The sequence below is a fragment of the Nonomuraea sp. NPDC047897 genome (genome assembly GCF_043204415.1).
GTDB lineage: Bacteria > Actinomycetota > Actinomycetes > Streptosporangiales > Streptosporangiaceae > Nonomuraea.
The window spans coordinates 148,788-166,242 of sequence record NZ_JBIDCC010000009.1; the positions used below are offsets into that span (position 1 = coordinate 148,788).

The 17,455-nt window shown below is 70.8% G+C and carries 17 protein-coding genes; 12 read left to right on the forward strand and 5 right to left on the reverse strand.

All coding sequences use genetic code 11. The features are described from left to right. Positions 1-82: 82 nt before the first annotated feature. From miaB to ACGF0J_RS21450, 3 genes are all read left to right on the forward strand, one after another. Positions 83-1,576: a tRNA (N6-isopentenyl adenosine(37)-C2)-methylthiotransferase MiaB gene (gene miaB / locus ACGF0J_RS21440; RefSeq protein WP_393148350.1), complete on the forward strand. Its 1,494-nt coding sequence runs from the start codon at positions 83-85 to the stop codon at positions 1,574-1,576. A gap of 979 nt (positions 1,577-2,555) precedes the next feature. Beyond that, positions 2,556-3,152, forward strand: a complete 597-nt coding sequence (locus ACGF0J_RS21445) for a hypothetical protein (RefSeq protein WP_393148352.1) — start codon at positions 2,556-2,558, stop codon at positions 3,150-3,152. Between the two features lie 84 nt (positions 3,153-3,236). Beyond that, the gene (locus ACGF0J_RS21450; protein WP_393148354.1) at positions 3,237-3,977 is read left to right on the forward strand and encodes an isocitrate lyase/phosphoenolpyruvate mutase family protein; all 741 of its coding nucleotides are present in this window, start codon (positions 3,237-3,239) and stop codon (positions 3,975-3,977) included. 109 nt (positions 3,978-4,086) lie between these two features. Here the strand turns inward: ACGF0J_RS21450 and ACGF0J_RS21455 are convergent, their stop codons facing one another. Then, complete coding sequence (locus tag ACGF0J_RS21455) at positions 4,087-4,527, reverse strand: hypothetical protein (RefSeq protein ID WP_393148356.1); 441 nt, start codon at positions 4,525-4,527, stop codon at positions 4,087-4,089. Positions 4,528-4,556: 29 nt separating this feature from the next. Continuing rightward, a complete protein-coding gene (locus ACGF0J_RS21460) occupies positions 4,557-4,913 on the reverse strand; it encodes a hypothetical protein (protein ID WP_393148358.1) in 357 nt (118 codons plus the stop codon). 195 nt (positions 4,914-5,108) lie between these two features. On the opposite strand from ACGF0J_RS21460, the gene ACGF0J_RS21465 reads away from it, so the two are divergent. Continuing rightward, complete coding sequence (locus ACGF0J_RS21465) at positions 5,109-6,218, forward strand: helix-turn-helix domain-containing protein (protein ID WP_393148360.1); 1,110 nt, start codon at positions 5,109-5,111, stop codon at positions 6,216-6,218. A 1,402-nt stretch (positions 6,219-7,620) separates the two neighbouring features. On the opposite strand, the gene ACGF0J_RS21470 is transcribed toward ACGF0J_RS21465, so the two are convergent. From ACGF0J_RS21470 to ACGF0J_RS21480, 3 genes are read right to left on the reverse strand one after another with little or no spacing between them, the layout of a single operon-like run. Next, entirely contained in the window at positions 7,621-8,553 is a 933-nt protein-coding gene (locus tag ACGF0J_RS21470) for a ribonuclease Z (protein ID WP_393148362.1), read from the reverse strand. 54 nt (positions 8,554-8,607) lie between these two features. Next, positions 8,608-9,249, reverse strand: a complete 642-nt coding sequence (locus ACGF0J_RS21475; RefSeq protein ID WP_393148364.1) for a nucleotidyl transferase AbiEii/AbiGii toxin family protein — start codon at positions 9,247-9,249, stop codon at positions 8,608-8,610. A gap of 5 nt (positions 9,250-9,254) precedes the next feature. Further along, positions 9,255-9,575: a hypothetical protein gene (locus tag ACGF0J_RS21480; protein ID WP_393148366.1), complete on the reverse strand. Its 321-nt coding sequence runs from the start codon at positions 9,573-9,575 to the stop codon at positions 9,255-9,257. A gap of 153 nt (positions 9,576-9,728) precedes the next feature. Here ACGF0J_RS21480 and ACGF0J_RS21485 point away from each other — a divergent pair, with 153 nt between their 5' ends. From ACGF0J_RS21485 to ACGF0J_RS21520, 8 genes are all read left to right on the forward strand, one after another. Next, positions 9,729-10,241 (forward strand): methylated-DNA--[protein]-cysteine S-methyltransferase, encoded by a 513-nt coding sequence (locus ACGF0J_RS21485; RefSeq protein ID WP_393148368.1) that lies wholly within the window; start codon positions 9,729-9,731, stop codon positions 10,239-10,241. Between the two features lie 49 nt (positions 10,242-10,290). After that, positions 10,291-11,193, forward strand: coding sequence for a tRNA (adenosine(37)-N6)-dimethylallyltransferase MiaA (gene miaA / locus ACGF0J_RS21490; RefSeq protein WP_393148370.1), 903 nt, complete (start codon positions 10,291-10,293; stop codon positions 11,191-11,193). Positions 11,194-11,202: 9 nt separating this feature from the next. Then, positions 11,203-12,015 (forward strand): diaminopimelate epimerase, encoded by an 813-nt coding sequence (gene dapF, locus ACGF0J_RS21495; RefSeq protein ID WP_393148371.1) that lies wholly within the window; start codon positions 11,203-11,205, stop codon positions 12,013-12,015. A 51-nt stretch (positions 12,016-12,066) separates the two neighbouring features. Further along, the gene (locus tag ACGF0J_RS21500) at positions 12,067-12,822 is read left to right on the forward strand and encodes a hypothetical protein (RefSeq protein WP_393148373.1); all 756 of its coding nucleotides are present in this window, start codon (positions 12,067-12,069) and stop codon (positions 12,820-12,822) included. Positions 12,823-12,841: 19 nt separating this feature from the next. Further along, a complete protein-coding gene (locus ACGF0J_RS21505; protein ID WP_393148375.1) occupies positions 12,842-15,118 on the forward strand; it encodes a tetratricopeptide repeat protein in 2,277 nt (758 codons plus the stop codon). A gap of 190 nt (positions 15,119-15,308) precedes the next feature. Then, positions 15,309-15,671, forward strand: coding sequence for a phosphomannose isomerase type II C-terminal cupin domain (locus tag ACGF0J_RS21510; protein WP_393148377.1), 363 nt, complete (start codon positions 15,309-15,311; stop codon positions 15,669-15,671). A gap of 664 nt (positions 15,672-16,335) precedes the next feature. After that, the gene (locus ACGF0J_RS21515) at positions 16,336-16,479 is read left to right on the forward strand and encodes a hypothetical protein (protein ID WP_393148379.1); all 144 of its coding nucleotides are present in this window, start codon (positions 16,336-16,338) and stop codon (positions 16,477-16,479) included. Positions 16,480-16,738: 259 nt separating this feature from the next. Then, positions 16,739-17,413, forward strand: a complete 675-nt coding sequence (locus ACGF0J_RS21520; RefSeq protein ID WP_393148381.1) for an HNH endonuclease family protein — start codon at positions 16,739-16,741, stop codon at positions 17,411-17,413. Positions 17,414-17,455 lie beyond the last annotated feature (42 nt).

Below are 17,455 nucleotides of genomic sequence, written 5' to 3' on the forward strand. Positions count from 1 at the left end.
CCGATCACATCCGGCCGTCAAGCTGGTGTTTCGCCGCTGTCAGGCCGACCCGCGCCGGGCAAGGACTACCCTGGAACGTGCGATGACTGTGACCCAGGAGAGCCCCCGCACGTACGAGGTGCGCACGTACGGGTGCCAGATGAACGTGCACGACTCCGAGCGGCTGTCGGGCCTGCTGGAGGACGCCGGCTACGTGCGCGCGGCCGACGGCGACAACGCCGACGTGGTCGTGTTCAACACGTGCGCCGTGCGGGAGAACGCCGACAACCGCCTCTACGGCAACCTCGGCCACCTGCGTCCCGCCAAGGCGGGAAACCCGCGCATGCAGATCGCCGTGGGCGGCTGCCTGGCGCAGAAGGACCAGGGCGAGATCGTCCGCCGGGCGCCGTGGGTGGACGTCGTGTTCGGCACGCACAACATCGGCGCGCTGCCGGTGCTGCTGGAGCGCGCCCGCGTGCAGGGCGAGGCCCAGGTCGAGCTGAAGGAGTCGCTGGAGGTCTTCCCGTCCACGCTGCCCACCAAGCGCGAGTCGGCCTACGCCGCGTGGGTCGCCATCTCGGTCGGCTGCAACAACACCTGCACCTTCTGCATCGTGCCGTCGCTGCGCGGCAAGGAGAAGGACCGCCGGCCCGGCGACGTCCTGGCCGAGGTGCGCGCCCTCGTCGAGCAGGGCGTCCTGGAGGTGACCCTGCTCGGCCAGAACGTCAACACCTACGGCGTGGAGTTCGGCGACCGGCTGGCGTTCGGCAAGCTGCTGCGCGCCTGCGGCTCGGTCGAGGGGCTGGAGCGGGTGCGGTTCACCTCACCGCATCCGGCGGCCTTCACCGACGACGTGATCGCCGCGATGGCCGAGACGCCCAACGTCATGCACCAGTTGCACATGCCCCTGCAGTCGGGCTCCGACCGGGTCCTGAAGGCGATGCGCCGCTCCTACCGGGCCGAGCGCTACCTCGGGATCATCGAACGGGTCCGCGCCGCCATGCCCGACGCGGCCATCTCGACCGACATCATCGTCGGCTTCCCCGGCGAGACCGAGGACGACTTCCAGGCGACGCTCGACGTGGTCCGGGAGAGCCGGTTCGCCAACGCCTTCACCTTCCAGTACTCCGTCCGCCCCGGCACGCCCGCCGCCACGATGGACGACCAGGTGCCCAAGGAGGTCGTCCAGGAGCGCTACGAGCGCCTGGTCGCGCTGCAGGAGGAGATCTCCTGGGCGGAGAACAAGAAGCAGGTCGGCCGCACGCTGGAGGTGCTCGTCGCCGAGGGTGAGGGGCGCAAGGACGACGCCACCCGGCGCCTGTCGGGCCGCGCCGCCGACAACCGGCTCGTGCACTTCGCGGCGGGCGACGAGCGGCCCCGGCCCGGTGACATGGTGACGGTCGAGGTCACGTACGCGGCGCCGCACCACCTGGTGGCCGACGGGGCGCTGCTCGGGCTGCGCCGCACCCGGGCGGGCGACGCCTGGGAGGCACGGCAGGGCGCTCCGTCGTCCGGCAAGGGGGTGCTGCTGGGCATGCCGTCCGTCGGCCGCCCGGCCCCCGCGGCCGCTCCGGCCGCCGGCGGCTGCTCGGCCTGACGGGCCGGCTCACCCGCCGAGGAGCCGTTCGCAGTACTGCCGGCGCAGGTCGTGGAAGGTGGCGCACGGGTTCGCGCCCACGTGGGCCGGCGGCCCCGGCGGCGCTCCACGCCCGTGCGGCGCTCCACGCCCGTGCGGCGCTCCACGCCCGTCGGGCGCGACGTCCCCGGGGGGCGGTGTCAGTGACGGGCGCCCGCCCACGGGCCGTTCCGGGCCGCTCCGCCGCGCGGGGCCACCGCGCCGTGCCGCGTCGGCGGCGCCGGCCGCCGCGCTCGGGTCGGTGTTCGCCCGTCCCCGGCCGGCGCCCGTGGGCTGCGAAACGGTGTCCGTGGGCCGCGAGACGGCGCCCGCGGACCGCCGGCCGGTGTCGGTTCGCCGCTGCGGGGTGTCCGCGGGGTGCGGCATCGCCGGTTCCGGCCGTACGCCTCCCAGCGGGAGCGGCGGCAGGCCCGTGGCGGCCGGGTGCGGTTCCCGTGGACCCCGCACGAGCCGGTCGGCGGGCGGCGCCGTCCCGTCGGGGGTGGGTGGCGGGGCCACGCGCTGCCGCCAGCCGGAGCGTGGCCCCGGCGGCCGGAGGGACGGCACGCCGGCCTGGCCGGCCGGTGCCGCCGAGCCGGGAGACGGCGGGGACGGTGAGCCGGGAGGCGGCAGGGACGGTGAGCCTGAGGGAGCCTGGGGGACGCCTGGACGACGGGTAAGCCGGGTTACCTGATCGAATGCCGGCGCCTTTTCCCGCTCCGGCCTCGACGGTCCGGTGAACGCCAGGAAAACCCCGGCTCCGGCGATCAAGAGGACGCCGGTCACGCCCGCCACGGGAGCCAGGCGATCCCAACGACCTGGGCGAATGCGCATATGGGGGGACAAGTTGTGATTCCTTTGTGATGCGTGTGCGAGCATTCCGCTTCTGCGGTTAGTGTGGTCCATCACCCGCGGAAGCCGGCGAGCTTTCCCCGATACGACCGCAGGGAGCTGTCACACCATGCAAGATCCGACCGAGCCGGATCGCCAGGAGATCCTCACCGGGCCGGGCGACGAGTCCCGCGCCCCCCGCACAAGGAAACGGGCCAGCAAGAAAACCGTCGCCATCGCCGCCGCGGCGCTCGCGGGCGTGCTCGTTGCCGGAGGCATCGGCTTCTCGATGGCAGGCACGGACCCGGTCCAGCCGGCCGGGCCCAGCCAGCAGAGCCAGGGCCCCGGCACGGCCGAGGGGCCGGGCGAGGACCTGGGCGACGACGGAGACGCCACCATGGGCGACGCCGTGACCGAGGAGCCCGGCGACGGCACCCCCGCCGAAGCCGGCCAGGACGACACCGCGTCCGACGGCGACACCTCCGGTGACGCGCCACGCGGCGACACGAGCGGCGGTGTGCCCGACGGCGGCACCGGCTCGCGCACCGGCGCGGCCGGCACCGACAGCAAGGGCGCGGCCGAGTCCAAGAACACGAACGTGAGCAGGCCCAGCACGCCCCCCGCCCAGGACAGCGGCGACGACACGGGCACGGACGGCACCGCCGACGGCGCGGCTGACGGCCCCGCCGGCGAGGTCGCCGGCCAGTGCGCCAAGAGCGGCTGCTGACCGCACGGTGCCCGCAAGTGGCTCAGCGGTTCGAGACCCGACTGGACCTGTAGGCCGGACCACGTCCCCCCTAAGGTCGTCCGCATGACGACTGAGCCCGCCGCCCGCCTGCGCGCGCTGCACGTGCCGGGCACCCCGGTGATCCTGCCGAACGTCTGGGACGCCGCCTCGGCCGCCGCCGTGGTGGCGGCCGGGTTCCCGGCCGTGGCCACGGGGAGCGCGGCGGTCGCCAGGGTCCTCGGCCACGACGACGGGGAGGCGACTCCGGTCGACGAGATGATGGCCGCGATCTCCCGCATCGCCAGGCGTGTCGACGTCCCGGTCACGGCCGACGTGGAACGCGGCTACGGGCTGGACCCCGCCGAGCTGGCCGAGCGGCTGCGCGAGGCGGGCGCCGTGGGCTGCAACCTGGAGGACTCCGACCCGCGTACCGGCGAGCTGGTCGACGCCGGGAAGCAGGCCCGCTTCCTGGCGGCGGTCCGGGAGGCCGCCGGCACCGACCTGGTGATCAACGCGCGGATCGACACCTACAGCCGGCAAGGCACCCGTGCGGCGGCCGTGGACCGGGCCCGCCGCTACCTCGACGCGGGCGCCGACTGCGTGTACCCGATCGGGCTCGGCGACGAGAAGGAGATCGGACTCCTGGTGGCCGAGGTGGCGGCGCCGGTGAACATCCTGTTCCGGCCCGGCGTCCCGTCCCTTCCCAGGCTGGCCGAGCTGGGCGTGGCCAGGGTGAGCTTCGGCCACGGCCTGCACCAGGCCGTGGCCGAGCACGCCCGCACCCTCATCAGGGCGATCGCCGAAGGCCGCGACCCGTACCGGTAGGCGCACCCCGGCCGTCGCACCTCAGACCGTCGCGCGTCCGGGTACGGGGACGGTCATGAAGTCGCGGGCCGTGGATGCACCGGCCACGCACAGAGCGCTCAGGGCTGCATCAGGACGCGCGCACCGACGCCTGATGTGGCGGTTGCTCCGCCAGGTGCAAGCAGGCGCGACATGCGCGTGTCGCCGTGGGAGCGAACGGCATCGGCCAGCCGAGGATGGACAAGTGGCGCACCGGCTTGCCACACAAGCTGATCTTCCAATCGGCGGGTACGGCGTGGTATACCGCCTCCCGATCAGGGCCGGACAGCCCGAGCCCGTAGCTCTCGGCAAGCTTCTCCCAGCCGTCCGCGGTCGTGTCGATGTCCAAGTCATCCCAATGGACGGACCAGCGCCGCACCCCGCCCGGCAACTCGTCGTCCGCTCCGTCCAACGCGACCAGGGCCAGGGTGCCGTTGCGCAGGACACCCGCGACGGTGCCGCACCGCCCGAGGAGCAGCCGGTCGAAGTCACGTGTTCGCGCCGGACTATGCAGCATCTCCACGATCGCCACCCGGCACCCCAACCATGACCACGACGTGCTCACCTGATGCTCTCACTTCCCGGTCGGGAGGACGAGGCGAGACCGGCGATCAGCTCTGAGCGCGGATGGTTCTGCCGCAAGTCGGCGGAGCGGAAGGCCACCCGCCGAGCAGCCCGCGCCGGTTCAGCCGCCGGGTGACGGGCGTAGACGACCCGCTTGCGTCGCTCGTCCCAGCCCACGCGCCACCAGAACCAGACGCCATCGCACCACACCACCAGTCCGACCCACACCGACACCAACGCGAGCCCGTACCCGTCGTGTACGTCGGACTCGATGTCGTGCTCAGCCAGAGCCCGACGCAGGGCATGTGCGTTTTGAGCGGGAGAGAACGCGATCACCGGCGGCTTGAGAAGCATGCCTTCCCCGTGTGCAGATCGGATGACTATGCGTAGACGTCATCAGCAAACCGGCATGCCGCGTCCAACGAAGTAGCCGCCACCGGGTTGAAAAGGGGCCAGATGCGGGTCACGTTAGGGGCCAGGAGGGGGCCAGCATGGCGAACGGCGTTGCGGTCACAAGGTGCCGAGCTGCTGGCGGAGCATACTGTCCGTATGGACGGCAGCCTGATTCGTGAGCTCCGCTTAACGCACGGTTGGTCTCAGGGACGACTGGCCGCCAAGCTCTGCGAAGTCTCCCAGCATGCCACCGTCACGCGAGAGGACGTGTCGCGCTGGGAGCGCGGGAAACGAACCCCCGGCCCGTTCTGGCTGAAACATCTGGCTACAGTCCTCGAGGTACCCCTCACGGCACTGGAGAACGATCCCGTGAAGCGCAGGACCTTCCTCACCGACGTTGCCGCCCTTGCCATCGCCCCCGTGGCGGCCTCCGACATCATCGAGCACGGGTTCGCCGCAGCGCTCACCAAGCGGCCGAGCCTCGACCACTGGCACGCCAAGCTCGTCAAGTACGGCAGCGACTACATGTCACTGGGAGCGACCGAGATCCAACGCCGCCTTGCCGGTGATCTTGTCGTGCTGCAACAGCAGCTTGATCTTCCCGGCATCTGGGAAGTGGCGGCCAAGCTCATGACCCTGTACGGCAAGACGTTCCCGGGCGCTGACGGGTCCAAGGCCGTCAACTGGTACCTCATGGCCGCCCAGGCCGCAGACCGCTCCGACGACGACATGGCCCGCGTGTGGGTGCGTGGCCGGGCGGCCATCGCGCTCGGCTACGAAGGGGCATCCCTCTCGGTGGCTGAGTCCTTCGCCAACCAAGCACTCGCCATCGCCGAGAAGCCATCTCTCGGCAGGCTCAACGCCCTGGTGGGTAAGGCGCACGTCTCAGCCATCCGTGGCGACGCCATGGCCGCCCGCAGTCTTCTTGAGGAGGCGCACAGGGTCTTCGACATCGCCGGGTCGGAGGAGCAGGAGTCCGACTATGCGGTTCCGCTGTGGCGGATGAACGTGTTCATCAGCCTTCTGGCGGCCCGTCTCGGCGATGAGCGGACAGCGCTTCACGCACAGGAAGTCGCCGCGAAGAACCTGCCCTCGACGTTGCCGAGGTTCGCCACCTACCTGGAGATGCACCGAGGCTTGATGATGGCGCGCGCCGGCGACCGGGCGGGAGGGGTTGCCTACGCACGGGCGGCTCTGGACCAGCTTCCGCCCGAGAAGCACAGCCTTACCCTGCGCATGCTCATGGCGGAGGTTCAGCAGGGCTAGCCTGCACGATCTCTCGTTGGCCGCGTGTGATCCTACGCGCCACGGTGATCCGTTGCCGGACCATCTCGGCCCAGTACGCCTCGCCGTCGAGCAGGCCGCTCCCGGCGTACCGCCACTCTGAAACGATGATCGTTTGCTGTTCCGGTGATCCGGGAACTCGGAGAGCGTCTTGGCCCGTGCGGCGCGGTGTTCCGCACGGGCCAGGCGGAGAGCGCCCAGCATCGTGGAGTATCGACGGCTCTTGGTCGATGAAGTGCCCCCGGTAGCCGAGCATTGTGAGCTCACTGCCGACGCGGTATCTCCCGGTACTGCGGCAGCCGACCCGGAGCGAAACACGTGTAGATCATGCGACGCGCATGATCTGTGCCGCCCGTTCTGAATCGGCGCGACGAGAGGCTCACCAAGTAGCCCCTCACTGGTGATCTAACTGGGCCGTTCTGTCCCGCCGCCAGCGGCGCGCCGTAGTCCGCCGCACTCGCCGCCTTCATGATGAAAGCAGCAGCAGCAGCTTACGATCTTGTGCTCTTCACACAGGCATATGAGCGGCTGCCCTCGTTGAAACGGCATTCCCATCACAAGATTGCAATGGTGGGCAGTGCTTCACCGTAATTCGCGCTGCGAACAGCGGCTGCCGTACTAGGTGCTCCTGTGGCGCCTGCGGCGAGCATCCCAGAAGCCAACAAGGACGCCGGCCACAAGGCCGACCAGGAGGATGAGCGCCAGTTCCAAGGAACCCAGGTTACCTAGGCCTGTTAGGAGGATTCCAGCGATTATCATCGTTAGAAGTCCGGCCCCAAGGCCGATTAGGATAGGCATGATCCTCCCGTGCGTCCGACCTGCAGCTCTAGGGCGGACCTATTGTCGGAATATTAGACGCTGTAGTAATAGTAGTAGTTCACTTTTTTTGGTCTTTCCGTTTGCCGCGAACTTGCTGTACGGGTAGTGCCCTAGGCCGTACGGAAGAGTCCAGAACGCATTGGCGGATCGGCTCCTGAAATGCGGAACTATACCAGGTGGTGTTGTTGCGACCTCGTCGCTCGTCCTGTAGGTGCCCCACTCCCAGTTGTCTACTGCGTTCTTGAGGTAGGTCTTGCGACCAGTCCGCTGCACCTCCGTAGTCCCATCGGGGATGCAGTAGGTAAGGCTGTGATGCCGCTCCGCGACTTTCTGTCCCGAGACAGAGTAGTAGTTGATGTAGCGGTCGTAGCCGGGGCAGTAGGCCATGGCAGACGCGTCATCGCGAGAGCTTTGCTCCGATTCGGTCACCTCGCCAGCCCTATCCGGGTCCATAATTCGTGCAGCCCACTCGGGGTACTTCTTGAGAAGAGTCGCGCGATCCGAGTCCGAAAGAAGCTTGGCCGCACTCTGGGTCTGGTTCCCGTTGATGCGGTTCCGCGAGCTGTCACCTGTCAGATCGACGTCGTTCTGGCGCGCTGGTGGCCGCGCGTCTGGGCACCGGGACGGTCATGAAGTCGCGGGCCAGGAACACCTCGCCGTCGTAGTGGCGTCGTACGTCGTCCAGGAAGGCGGGCTCGTCGGTGAAGCCGTAGCGTTCGGAGAAGTGGGTGAGGACCAGGCGCCGGGCTCCGGCCTGTGCCGCGACGTGGCCTGCTTCGGCTGCGGTCAGGTGGCCGTACTCCTTGGCGAGCGCTGATTCGCTCGACAGGAACGTGGCTTCGATGATCAGCAGGTCGGTGCCCGCGGCCAGCTCGAACACGGCGTCGCACAGGCGGGTGTCCATGACGAAGGCGGCGCTCTGGCCCGGCCGCGGCACGCTGCAGTCCTCCAGGCGCACGCCCCGCACCGAGCCGGTGCGCTGCAACTGGCCGATCTCGGCGCCGCGGATGCCGTGGGCGGCCAGGCGTTCGGGCAGCATCCGCCGGCCGGCCGGTTCCTGGATGCGGTAGCCGTACGACTCGACCGGGTGTGACAGGCGGCGGGCGGTCAGCACCCCCACCTCGGCCGTCTCGCCGCTGAGTGGATGTTCGGCGATGACGTCGGTGTCGGCGAAGACCGCCGCGTGCCGCAGCCTGCGCCAGTACGTCTGGCCGGAGGCGGGGAAGACCGCTCTGACCGGATGGCGCACCCGGTCGCGGGCGATGCGCTGCACGATGCCCGGCACGCCGAGGCAGTGGTCGCCGTGGAAGTGCGTCACGCACAGCCAGTGCACGTCGTTGGCGCTGACCCCGGCGTGCGCCATCTGCCGCTGCGTGCCCTCGCCCGGGTCGAACAGGAACCCCTGTCCGTCCCAGCGCAGGAGGTAGCCGTTGTGGTTACGGTGACGGGTAGGGACCGCGCTGGAGGTGCCGAGGACTACGAGCTCGCGGTTTGACACGAGCGTGATGCTAGACGTTCGATGCGGCTATGTGGCGATTCCTGCGACGCGGCGTCAGGAATGCTCTGAGTCGACAGACTGTGCCCAGCGTTGGAAACGCTCGCGGAGCTCTGTGATGTCGTCGGCCGTCAGACCATGGTGAGCGAGTGCTTGATCAGGGATCCGGCTGAGAGCGGACAGAGCTATCGCGAACATGGCCTTGTCGAAGCCGGGATCAGCTTCGGCAGCGAGTCGGCTCAGCTCGTCCAGGGTGTAACGGCCGCTGCGCAGCACTGCGTCGACGTCGACGAAGTCACGGACTTCGGCCCGGCTGTAGAGGGCGGCCACCTTGTTCGCAACAGCGTCGTCCTGGTGCAGAACAGGGCCGATCTCCAACCGGACCGGCGGGTGGGCGCGCCAGTCGACTCCCAGCTCGACCTTTACAGAACGCCCCACATCATCAGTGACCAGGAGGCGGGCGAAGCCGGGACCCTCCTGGGTGATCTCAGCCTTCATGCCGGCTTCTCGGTATGCCGTCAAGGCCACGCGCACTGCGAGGTCGAAGTCTCCTCCGGCCGACGTGAAGAGATCCACATCCTCTGAACGTCGGGTGAGGAATCCGTGAGCCTGCACGGCATAACCGCCTGCGAGTGCGAAACCGAAACGCTCGGTAGCCATCAACCCGATCTTGGTGGCCCGTTCGTGCAGAGGGTCCATGGTGGCTACGCCGCCCGCACCAGATGACGGAAACGGGCTTCCCACGTCTGCCTCGCCAGGACGGGGAGGAAGAGACGCGGCCAGACGCGGATCAAGGTTGCGGCGTTCAGGTAGGTACGCAGGTCATCGATGTGAGCCGCCTCCCGGATGACACGCTCGTACATGAGGCCCAGCTGGGCATCGTCATCCAGGTCGTAAACGCGTTGCTCCGACCAGTCGAGGCGGGTGGGCAGCTCGACCACGCCGGCGACCGGCCCGACCAGCTCGTCGAGACGAGCGGGAACGAGATACGACCGACGGCTTGCGTATCGAGACCGAGAGTTCACACCTTCAGTCTGCCCGTTTCGAGACGCCTCCGCAGCTCATCACCGGCTCGTCCGTCGGTGTAGCTCGAAAGAAACTTCTACCCGTTGTGGTTACGGTGACGGGTAGGGACCGCGCTGGCGGTGCCGAACACCACGAGCTCACGAGAGGACACGATGACCACGGTCGCGTTCGCCGAGGTGCCGACGCCGGTGGGGCCGTTCGTGCTGGCCGTCACCGAGCAGGGGCTGGTGGCCTCCGGCTGGGGGTCGCGGGAGCGCCTGACCGGGCGCGGCCTCGGCCTGGCAGAGGTTCATGACCCGGATCGTACGGCCTTCGCCGTCGCCGAGCTGAACGATTATTTCGCGGGCCGGCTGAGGGTGTTCGAGACGCCGATCGACTGGCGGCTCACCTCAGGCACCCGACGCCTGGTGCTCCAGGCTCTGCACCGGGTTCCGTACGGCACGGCCGTCACCTACGGCGAGCTGGCCGCGCGGAGCGGCTCCACCGTTCCGGCGCGCGGGATCGGCTCCATCATGGGCTCCAACCCGATCCCGATCGTGGTGCCCTGCCACCGCGTCGTCGCGGGCAACGGCCTGGGCGGCTTCAGCGGCGGCGAGGGGGTGGAGACCAAGCGCCGGCTGCTCACCCACGAGGGTTACCTGCAGCCGACGCTCCTCGACCTGTGAGCACCGGCGGCCGTACGACCATGGCCGGAGTGTTGACACACTTGTCGGTGTGCGCCAGCCAGTCATCGCCGTCGTGGGGCCCACCGCGGCCGGAAAGTCCGATCTCGCCGTGGACCTCGCCCTCCGCCTGGGGGGCGAATGCGTCAACGCCGACTCCATGCAGCTCTACCGGGGCATGGACATCGGCACGGCCAAGCTGACCCTCGCCGAGCGGCGCGGAGTGCCCCATCACCTGCTCGACATCTGGGACGTCACGGTCACGGCCAGCGTGGCCGAGTACCAGAAGCTGGTCCGGCCGCTGCTCGACGCCGTCGCCGTGCCCGTGCTCGTCGGGGGGAGCGGCCTGTACGTCCGGGCGGCCATCGACGACCTGGAGTTCCCGGGCACCGACCCCGCCGTCAGGGAGCGGCTGGAGGCCGAACTGGCCGAGACCGGCCCCGCCCCCCTGTACGACCGGCTGCGCGACCGCGATCCGGTCGCCGCCGCGGCGATCCTGCCCAGCAACGGGCGGCGCATCGTGCGCGCGCTGGAGGTCATCGAGCTGTCCGGCCGGCCGTTCTCGGCGACGATGCCGTCCTACGACGCCGTCTACCCGAGCGTGCAGATCGGGCTGGAGGTGCCGCGGCCGGAGCTGGACGAGCGGATCGCCGTCCGGGTCGGGCGGATGTGGGCCGCCGGCCTCGTCGAGGAGGTGCGGTCGCTGCTCGGGCAGGGGCTGGCCGAGGGCCGCACCGCCTCCCGTGCCCTGGGCTACGCCCAGGTCCTGCGCTTCCTGGCGGGGGAGTGGACCGAGGAGCGGGCGTTCGAGGAGACGGTCAGGGCCACCCGGCGCTTCGCCCGCCGCCAGGAGTCGTGGTTCCGCCGTGACCCGCGGGTGCGCTGGCTGCCGTACGACGCCGCCGACCTGCTCGACCGGGCCCTCGCCGAGATCACCGGCGCACAGAGTGGATAGCATGTCAAGATGCGGTTTTTGAAGGGCCACGGCACCGAGAACGACTTCGTCATCCTTCCCGACCCCGACGGCGAGCTGGATCTGTCAGCCTCGACCGTCGCCCGGATCTGCGACCGGAGGGCGGGCGTCGGCGCAGACGGCGTGTTGCGCGTCGTGCGCGCCAAGGTGAGCCCGGAGGTGTCCGACCAGGCGGGCGAGGCCGAGTGGTTCATGGACTACCGCAACGCCGACGGCGGCATGGCCGAGATGTGCGGCAACGGCGTGCGCGTCTTCGCGCGCTACCTCGTCGAGGCGGGCCTGGCCGAGCCGGGCGAGTTCGCCGTGGCGACGAGGGGCGGCCCGCGCAGGGTCCGCCTCGACGTCTCGGGCGACGTGACCGTCGACATGGGCAAGCCGGTCGTGCACGGCCGCAGCCTCACCAGCGTCGCCGGCCAGGACTACGAGGGCCTGCACGTCGACATGGGCAACCCGCACCTGGCCTGCGCCATCGGCGACCCCGTCACCCAGCTCGACCTCAGCCACCAGCCGGGCTTCGACCCGGGGGTCTTCCCGGGCGGCGTCAACATCGAGCTGTTCAACGCGGTCGGTCCCTCGCGGGCGGTGATGCGGGTCTTCGAGCGCGGGTCGGGCGAGACGCGCTCGTGCGGCACCGGCGCGGTCGCGACGGCCGTGGCCGCCGCCGCCCTGTGCGAGGAGACGACCGGCACCTGGACCGTCGAGGTGCCGGGCGGCACGCTCGGCGTCGTCCTGGACGAGCGCACCAGCTACCTGTCCGGTCCGGCGGTCATCGTCGCGTCCGGCGAACTCACGCTTGCAGAATGATGTTCTCCTGAGAGATTCTGGGTCTGCTTTCCGAACCGAGAAGGGGTGGACATGGCAGACCCACGCACCACCGCGCGCCTCGTCAAGGACCCGATCGGCCGGCTCGGCGGCGGGTTCATGGTCTCCCGCGAGGCCAAGGCCCTCTGTGAGCAGTACGGCCTCGGCCCCCGCGAGCTGTACTTCCGCGGGAGGTGCGGCGTCCTCGGCGAGTGCGACGCCGACGTGGTGACCTCCGTCGCCGTCTTCTTCCCGCCCGCGCACGTCGAGGAGAGCTGGTACGGCGGACGCAAGCTGCCCGTGGACCAGGCCGTCGAGCTCTACGCCGGGGCCTGTCACGACTGGGGGCGGCGCAGGCTCGGCGGCCACGACGGCTGCGCCCGGCTCGCCGAGCTGCTCGAACCGGTCGTCGGGCAGGCGTCCTCCGCCGGGGCGCCGCTGTTCGCGGGCTGGCGGGCCGTCCCTCTGCCGGGCGACGCGCCCGCCCGGGCCGCGCAGCTCATGCACGTCCTGCGCGAGTTGCGCGGCGGCCTGCACGCCAACGCGGTCCTGGCCGCCGGGCTCCGGCCGCTGGAGGCCATCCTCGCCACCGGCCACTCCGGCACGCCGTTCGGCGCCTCCTCCGGCGAGACGGTCGCGCGGTTCTTCCAGTGGCCTGAGCCGTACCCGCGGATCAGCCCTGAGCTGATCGCCCGCCGCGCGGCCGTCGAGGAGGCCACGGACGACCTCCTGGCACCGGTCTTTTCCGTGCTTAACGAGCATGAATCGGACGAGCTCATCGAGCTTCTGCGTTTTGGGCAGGGTCGTTGACCTGGCAGACTGACATGCCATGGACGTGGACATCTGGGCCTGGGTCGGCGAAACCCAGCAGCAGCTTTCTGAGGCGGGCAACGTGGGCCTGGCCATGGCGCTGGGAGACCTCCCCGCGCAGGCCTACGAGGGGCGCTACCCGCAGTTGGACGTGATGGCCCCGGCCATCGCGCAGCAGGCGGAGGCCCTGGAGCTGCCCTGGCTCGAGTTCTACGCCCGCTACTGGCACCTGGTCGGCCGGCTGGCCGACCGCGCGCAGGGCGCCGTCGCCCTCCACGACGCCGAGCAGCTCCTGGCGTTCGCCCAGCGCGAAGACGTGCGCGACTGCCCGGCCGCCCCGGCCGCCGTCGAGACGCTCGCCCTGGCCTGGGCCAACACCGACGGCCCCGGCTACGCCACCGAGCGGCTGGAGACGCTGGCCGCCGTCATCGAGGGCGTCACCCCGGCCGACCCCGCCTACACCGGCCTCGTCACCCCCTACGTCGCCGCCCTGGTCGAGGCGGGCAGACCCGGCGAAGCCGTCACCTACGCCGAGTCCGCCGTCGAGGCGCTGACCGGCGCCGGCCGGCAGGCGAGCTGGGAGCTCGGCGCCGAGAGCGCCCGCGCGCTGCTGGCTGCGGGCCGCGCAGAGGACGCGCTGGCCGCGCTGCAGGCGGCGGCCGACTTCCAGGCCGACGACCCGGTGGCCAAGGACCGCCGTGACGGCGTGCGCCGGGCGCTCATCCTCGCCACCCTCGGCCGTGTCGCCGAGGCCGTCGACGCGCTGCCCGACCTCGACGTGGTCGGCGAGCACCCCGGTTCCTGGGTCGAGTGGTCGCAGGCCGTCCGGCTGCTCGCCGGCTCCTCGCAGATCACCAACACCTGGCAGCTCGGCCGCGTGCTGCGCCAGTGGATCGACTATTTCGCCACCATGGGCGCCTACCGCGCCCGGGTCGAGCTGGCCCTGGTCGCCGGCGACCTCGCCCTGGGCCGCCAGGGCGTCTGGCAGGCCCGGCTGCTCGCCGACCTCGCCGAGTCCGGCACCGCCGAGCTGCGTGACGCCTCCGGCCTGGCCGAGCGGATCGCCGCGCTGCGCGCCGCCGCCGACGCCACCCCCGAGCCCGAGGCGCCCGGGCCCGTCGAGGAACGCGTCGCCTACTTCGACGCCGCCGACGGCCACAACGCCGACCCCGAGCGGTGGGCCGGCTGGCTGGCCCCGCTGTCGGGCCAGGACCTTGAGACCACGCGCCGGCACACCACGACGCTCGGCTACCTCGGCTACCCCGCGACCGGCGTCGACCTCTACTGGAAGCTGCTGGTGGAGCCCGGTGACGTGGCCTCCGCCACCGCCGACGACCTGGCCTACCTGACCACGCTGCTGGTCGAGGCCCGCCAGGACGAGCGGCTGGAGCAGTTCGCCGCGATGCTGCCCCACGACCAGCAGCACCTCGCGCTGGCCCGCCTGCACAGCGCGCGGGAGCGCTGGCAGCAGGCCCTGGACGAGGCGGAGCACGCTCTGGCGGCCGGGGCCGGCCTCGACGCCCGCCGTCTGGTCTCCGGCGCCGCCCAGCAGCTCGACGACAACGCCAGGGGCGCCCAGGTGCTCGCCGAGGTCATCGACGAGCTCACCGAGGAGGACACCTGGCGCATGATCGTCATGGCCACCTCGGCCGAGGACTGGGACACCGTGCGCAAGGGCGCCGCCAAGATCGGCATGCCGATCAAGTCGGCCACGGGCCCGATCGAGGAGGAGATGGGCCTGATCCGGGTCATCCTCCCCGCGCCCGACGGCGGCCAGCGACAGGTGCTGTCCATCCGCACCGGCCCCGCCACCGCCCGGCTGGCCCTGCCGCAGCCCCGCGGCATGGACTACAACGCCGGCGACCTCGTCGTGTTCGACCCGCAACTGCTGGAGCCGGTGCCCGACGACCCGGAGGAGCAGCAGAGCTTCGTGCCGCCGTTCGCGGCGGTGCGCATCCTGCGACCCGGCGGCTACACCAGCTACTTCTTCGACGGCGCGGCGCCGAGCGAGTCCGACTGGGCCGAGTTCACCGAGGTGATGGCCGAGCGGGGCTGGCCCATGTGGGTCTACAGCGACGAGAACTACAAGATCACCCATCCGACGACGGGTGAGCCGCTGCCGGGCGTGTTCGGCTGGGTCGCGGTGCCGCCGAACGTGTCGGCGGTCGAGGTCGACGCCCTGCTCGACGACGCCACGGAGCGCTGGTCGCACCCGCTGGCCTGGCTCGACCTGGCGCGAGAGGTGGACGTCGAGGTCGAGCGGCACGAGCGCATCGTCAAGGAGTACGGGCTGTAGTCCGTCCGTCGTGCGGGGAGGCCGGGCGTGGCCGTCCCGGGCTCTCCTCACGCGTCCCGGGGGGAAGTGCCGCTCCCCCCGGGCATCGGATGCCGTGCACCTGATAGCTTGCGGCCTTGACCGTGGCCTGTCCGGGTTCGTCCGCATGTCACGGTCCGAGAGACCTGGCAGGACAGACGTGGAGGGGACGATGCAGGACATCGACAGGCTGGCCGCAGTGATCCGCGACGAGCGGCCGTGGGGCGGTTTCGAACGCTTCACGCTCAACGAGTCGTCCACCGTGAAGATCATCGACGTCCTGCCGGGGCAGCGGCTCAGCCTCCAGCGTCACGAGCACCGTGACGAGCTGTGGGTGGCCCTGGACCCGGGTTGCGTCTTCGAGATCGCCGGCGAGCGCATCGAGCCCGAGGTCGGCGACCGGGTGCTCATCCGGCGCGGCCAGACCCACCGCCTCAGTTCCTCCGGACCCGCTGCCCGCATCCTGGAGATCGCCTTCGGGCACTTCGACGAGGACGACATCGAGCGCCTCGAAGACGCCTACGGCCGTTCCTGACCTCCCCACGCGACCGTCCCTCCCCGGGGAGGGACGGTCCGTTCGGGCTGCGATCGGTCCTGCTGTCTGTGGTCGGTCCTGCCCCTGGTCGGCCTGGCCGCCGCTCGCCGGCTCCGTGGCGGCGAGCGGATCGTGGCGGCGTCCCCCCTCAGGGGCGGGCCGCATCACGAGTGGTCGCCTGATGGCCACCAGGGCCGGGTAATAAGTGCTCGGAGCGTGCGTGGTGCTCCGGCCGGGCGTGCTGCCGGCCGGAGGCGGCGCTGCCCGCCGTGACCTGCCGGGCCGGCTGCCCGGACGACGGCGGTAGGGCCTGCGCGGCCACGGCGGGCTCACCCTCGGCCGGCACCACCGGCGGACACCGGGGTGAGCCCTGGGGCGGCCCGGCATCGTGCGTCGGTTCGGCATCGTACGGCGGGGCGCCGTCGTGTGGCGGGGTGGTGTCGTGTGGCGGGGTGGTGTCGTGCGGTGGGGTGCCGTCGTGTGAGGGGGTGGTGTCGTGTGGCGGGTAGGTGTGCTGCGGGGGGCTCTCGTGTCGCGGCGTGCCGTCCTCGTAGGGTGTGCCGTCGTCGCACAGCCGACTCCGGACTGCCTGCCAGGAGGCTTCCCACGGCTGGGCCTCTTCCCTCGGAGTCTGCCGCGGGACGGCCGGGTGGGACGGCCGGGCATGAGCGATCCCGCCGGCGAGACGGTCGCCGGCGGGCGGCTCGGTCGCGACCCGCATCAGGAAGCGCTCGACCGCGTCGGCGAGGCCCGGCTGGTCCGGGTGCTCGTCGGTGAGCGTGTCGTGCAGCGCTTCGTCGAGGTCTAAGACGTGGTCCATCGCCCCCAGCCTAGGGAGTCGACGCGAGCACGCCAGGGACGGCGTGTCGCCGGTTAAAGGCTCCTCCAGCCCGGAGGGCGAGCCCGGAAGGGCGTGCTGATCGGGTGTTCCGCCCGCTTACGGTCTCGCCCAGCCGGGATGTGTCCCGGTTGTTCCAAGGGATGTTAGACGGCAGCAGGGGAGATTTGCCCGATTGCGGGTACGTGCTCTACCTAAGCTTTACGAAAACTGAAGCTTGGGAGCGGTCGTGCGATTTCGGGTTGGTTTAGTCGGGTTAGCCGCGGCGGTGGTGGGCCTCACCGGATGCGGTGGGCTCGACGCGCAGACGGGCGCGGACGGAAACAAGGGCACCTCGTCCAAGACGGACGTCGGTGATGCCCGCGCCAAGCTCGCCAAGCTGACCGTCAAGGGCCGCGCGCCGCGCACCGGGTTCGACCGCGACAAGTTCGGCCCCGCCTGGGCCGACGTGGACCGTAACGGCTGCGACACCCGCAACGACGTGCTCAAGCGGGACCTGCGTGACGAGAAGTTCAGGCCGGGCACGCACGACTGCGTGGTGGTCAGCGGTGTCCTTGAGGACCCGTACAGCGGCAAGACGATCACGTTCAAGCGCGGCCAGGACACCAGCTCGGAGGTCCAGATCGACCACCTGGTGCCGCTGTCGGACGCCTGGCAGAAGGGCGCCCAGCAGTGGACGGCGACCAAGCGCAAGGAGTTCGCCAACGACCCGCTCAACCTGCTGGCGGTGGACGGGCCGCTGAACGGTCAGAAGAGCGACTCCGACGCCGCCACCTGGCTGCCGCCGCGCCGGGCGTACCGGTGCGCGTACGTTGCCAGGCAGATCGACGTGAAGGCCAAGTACGACGTCTGGGTCACCTCGGCCGAGAGGGACGCCATGGACCGGGTCCTCGGCTCCTGCTGACCCGGGGCCTCACGCCGGGCCCAGTCCGGGAAGCACACCAGG

What these genes read in the sequence shown, in the direction of transcription:
- miaB (WP_393148350.1), top strand. Translation starts at nt 83, where the DNA reads ATGACTGTGACCCAGGAGAGCCCCCGCACGTACGAGGTGCGCACGTAC.
- ACGF0J_RS21445 (WP_393148352.1), top strand. Translation starts at nt 2,556, where the DNA reads ATGCAAGATCCGACCGAGCCGGATCGCCAGGAGATCCTCACCGGGCCG.
- ACGF0J_RS21450 (WP_393148354.1), top strand. Translation starts at nt 3,237, where the DNA reads ATGACGACTGAGCCCGCCGCCCGCCTGCGCGCGCTGCACGTGCCGGGC.
- ACGF0J_RS21460 (WP_393148358.1), bottom strand. Translation starts at nt 4,913, where the DNA reads ATGCTTCTCAAGCCGCCGGTGATCGCGTTCTCTCCCGCTCAAAACGCA.
- ACGF0J_RS21465 (WP_393148360.1), top strand. Translation starts at nt 5,109, where the DNA reads ATGGACGGCAGCCTGATTCGTGAGCTCCGCTTAACGCACGGTTGGTCT.
- ACGF0J_RS21475 (WP_393148364.1), bottom strand. Translation starts at nt 9,249, where the DNA reads ATGGACCCTCTGCACGAACGGGCCACCAAGATCGGGTTGATGGCTACC.
- ACGF0J_RS21485 (WP_393148368.1), top strand. Translation starts at nt 9,729, where the DNA reads ATGACCACGGTCGCGTTCGCCGAGGTGCCGACGCCGGTGGGGCCGTTC.
- dapF (WP_393148371.1), top strand. Translation starts at nt 11,203, where the DNA reads ATGCGGTTTTTGAAGGGCCACGGCACCGAGAACGACTTCGTCATCCTT.
- ACGF0J_RS21500 (WP_393148373.1), top strand. Translation starts at nt 12,067, where the DNA reads ATGGCAGACCCACGCACCACCGCGCGCCTCGTCAAGGACCCGATCGGC.
- ACGF0J_RS21505 (WP_393148375.1), top strand. Translation starts at nt 12,842, where the DNA reads ATGGACGTGGACATCTGGGCCTGGGTCGGCGAAACCCAGCAGCAGCTT.
- ACGF0J_RS21510 (WP_393148377.1), top strand. Translation starts at nt 15,309, where the DNA reads ATGCAGGACATCGACAGGCTGGCCGCAGTGATCCGCGACGAGCGGCCG.
- ACGF0J_RS21515 (WP_393148379.1), top strand. Translation starts at nt 16,336, where the DNA reads ATGAGCGATCCCGCCGGCGAGACGGTCGCCGGCGGGCGGCTCGGTCGC.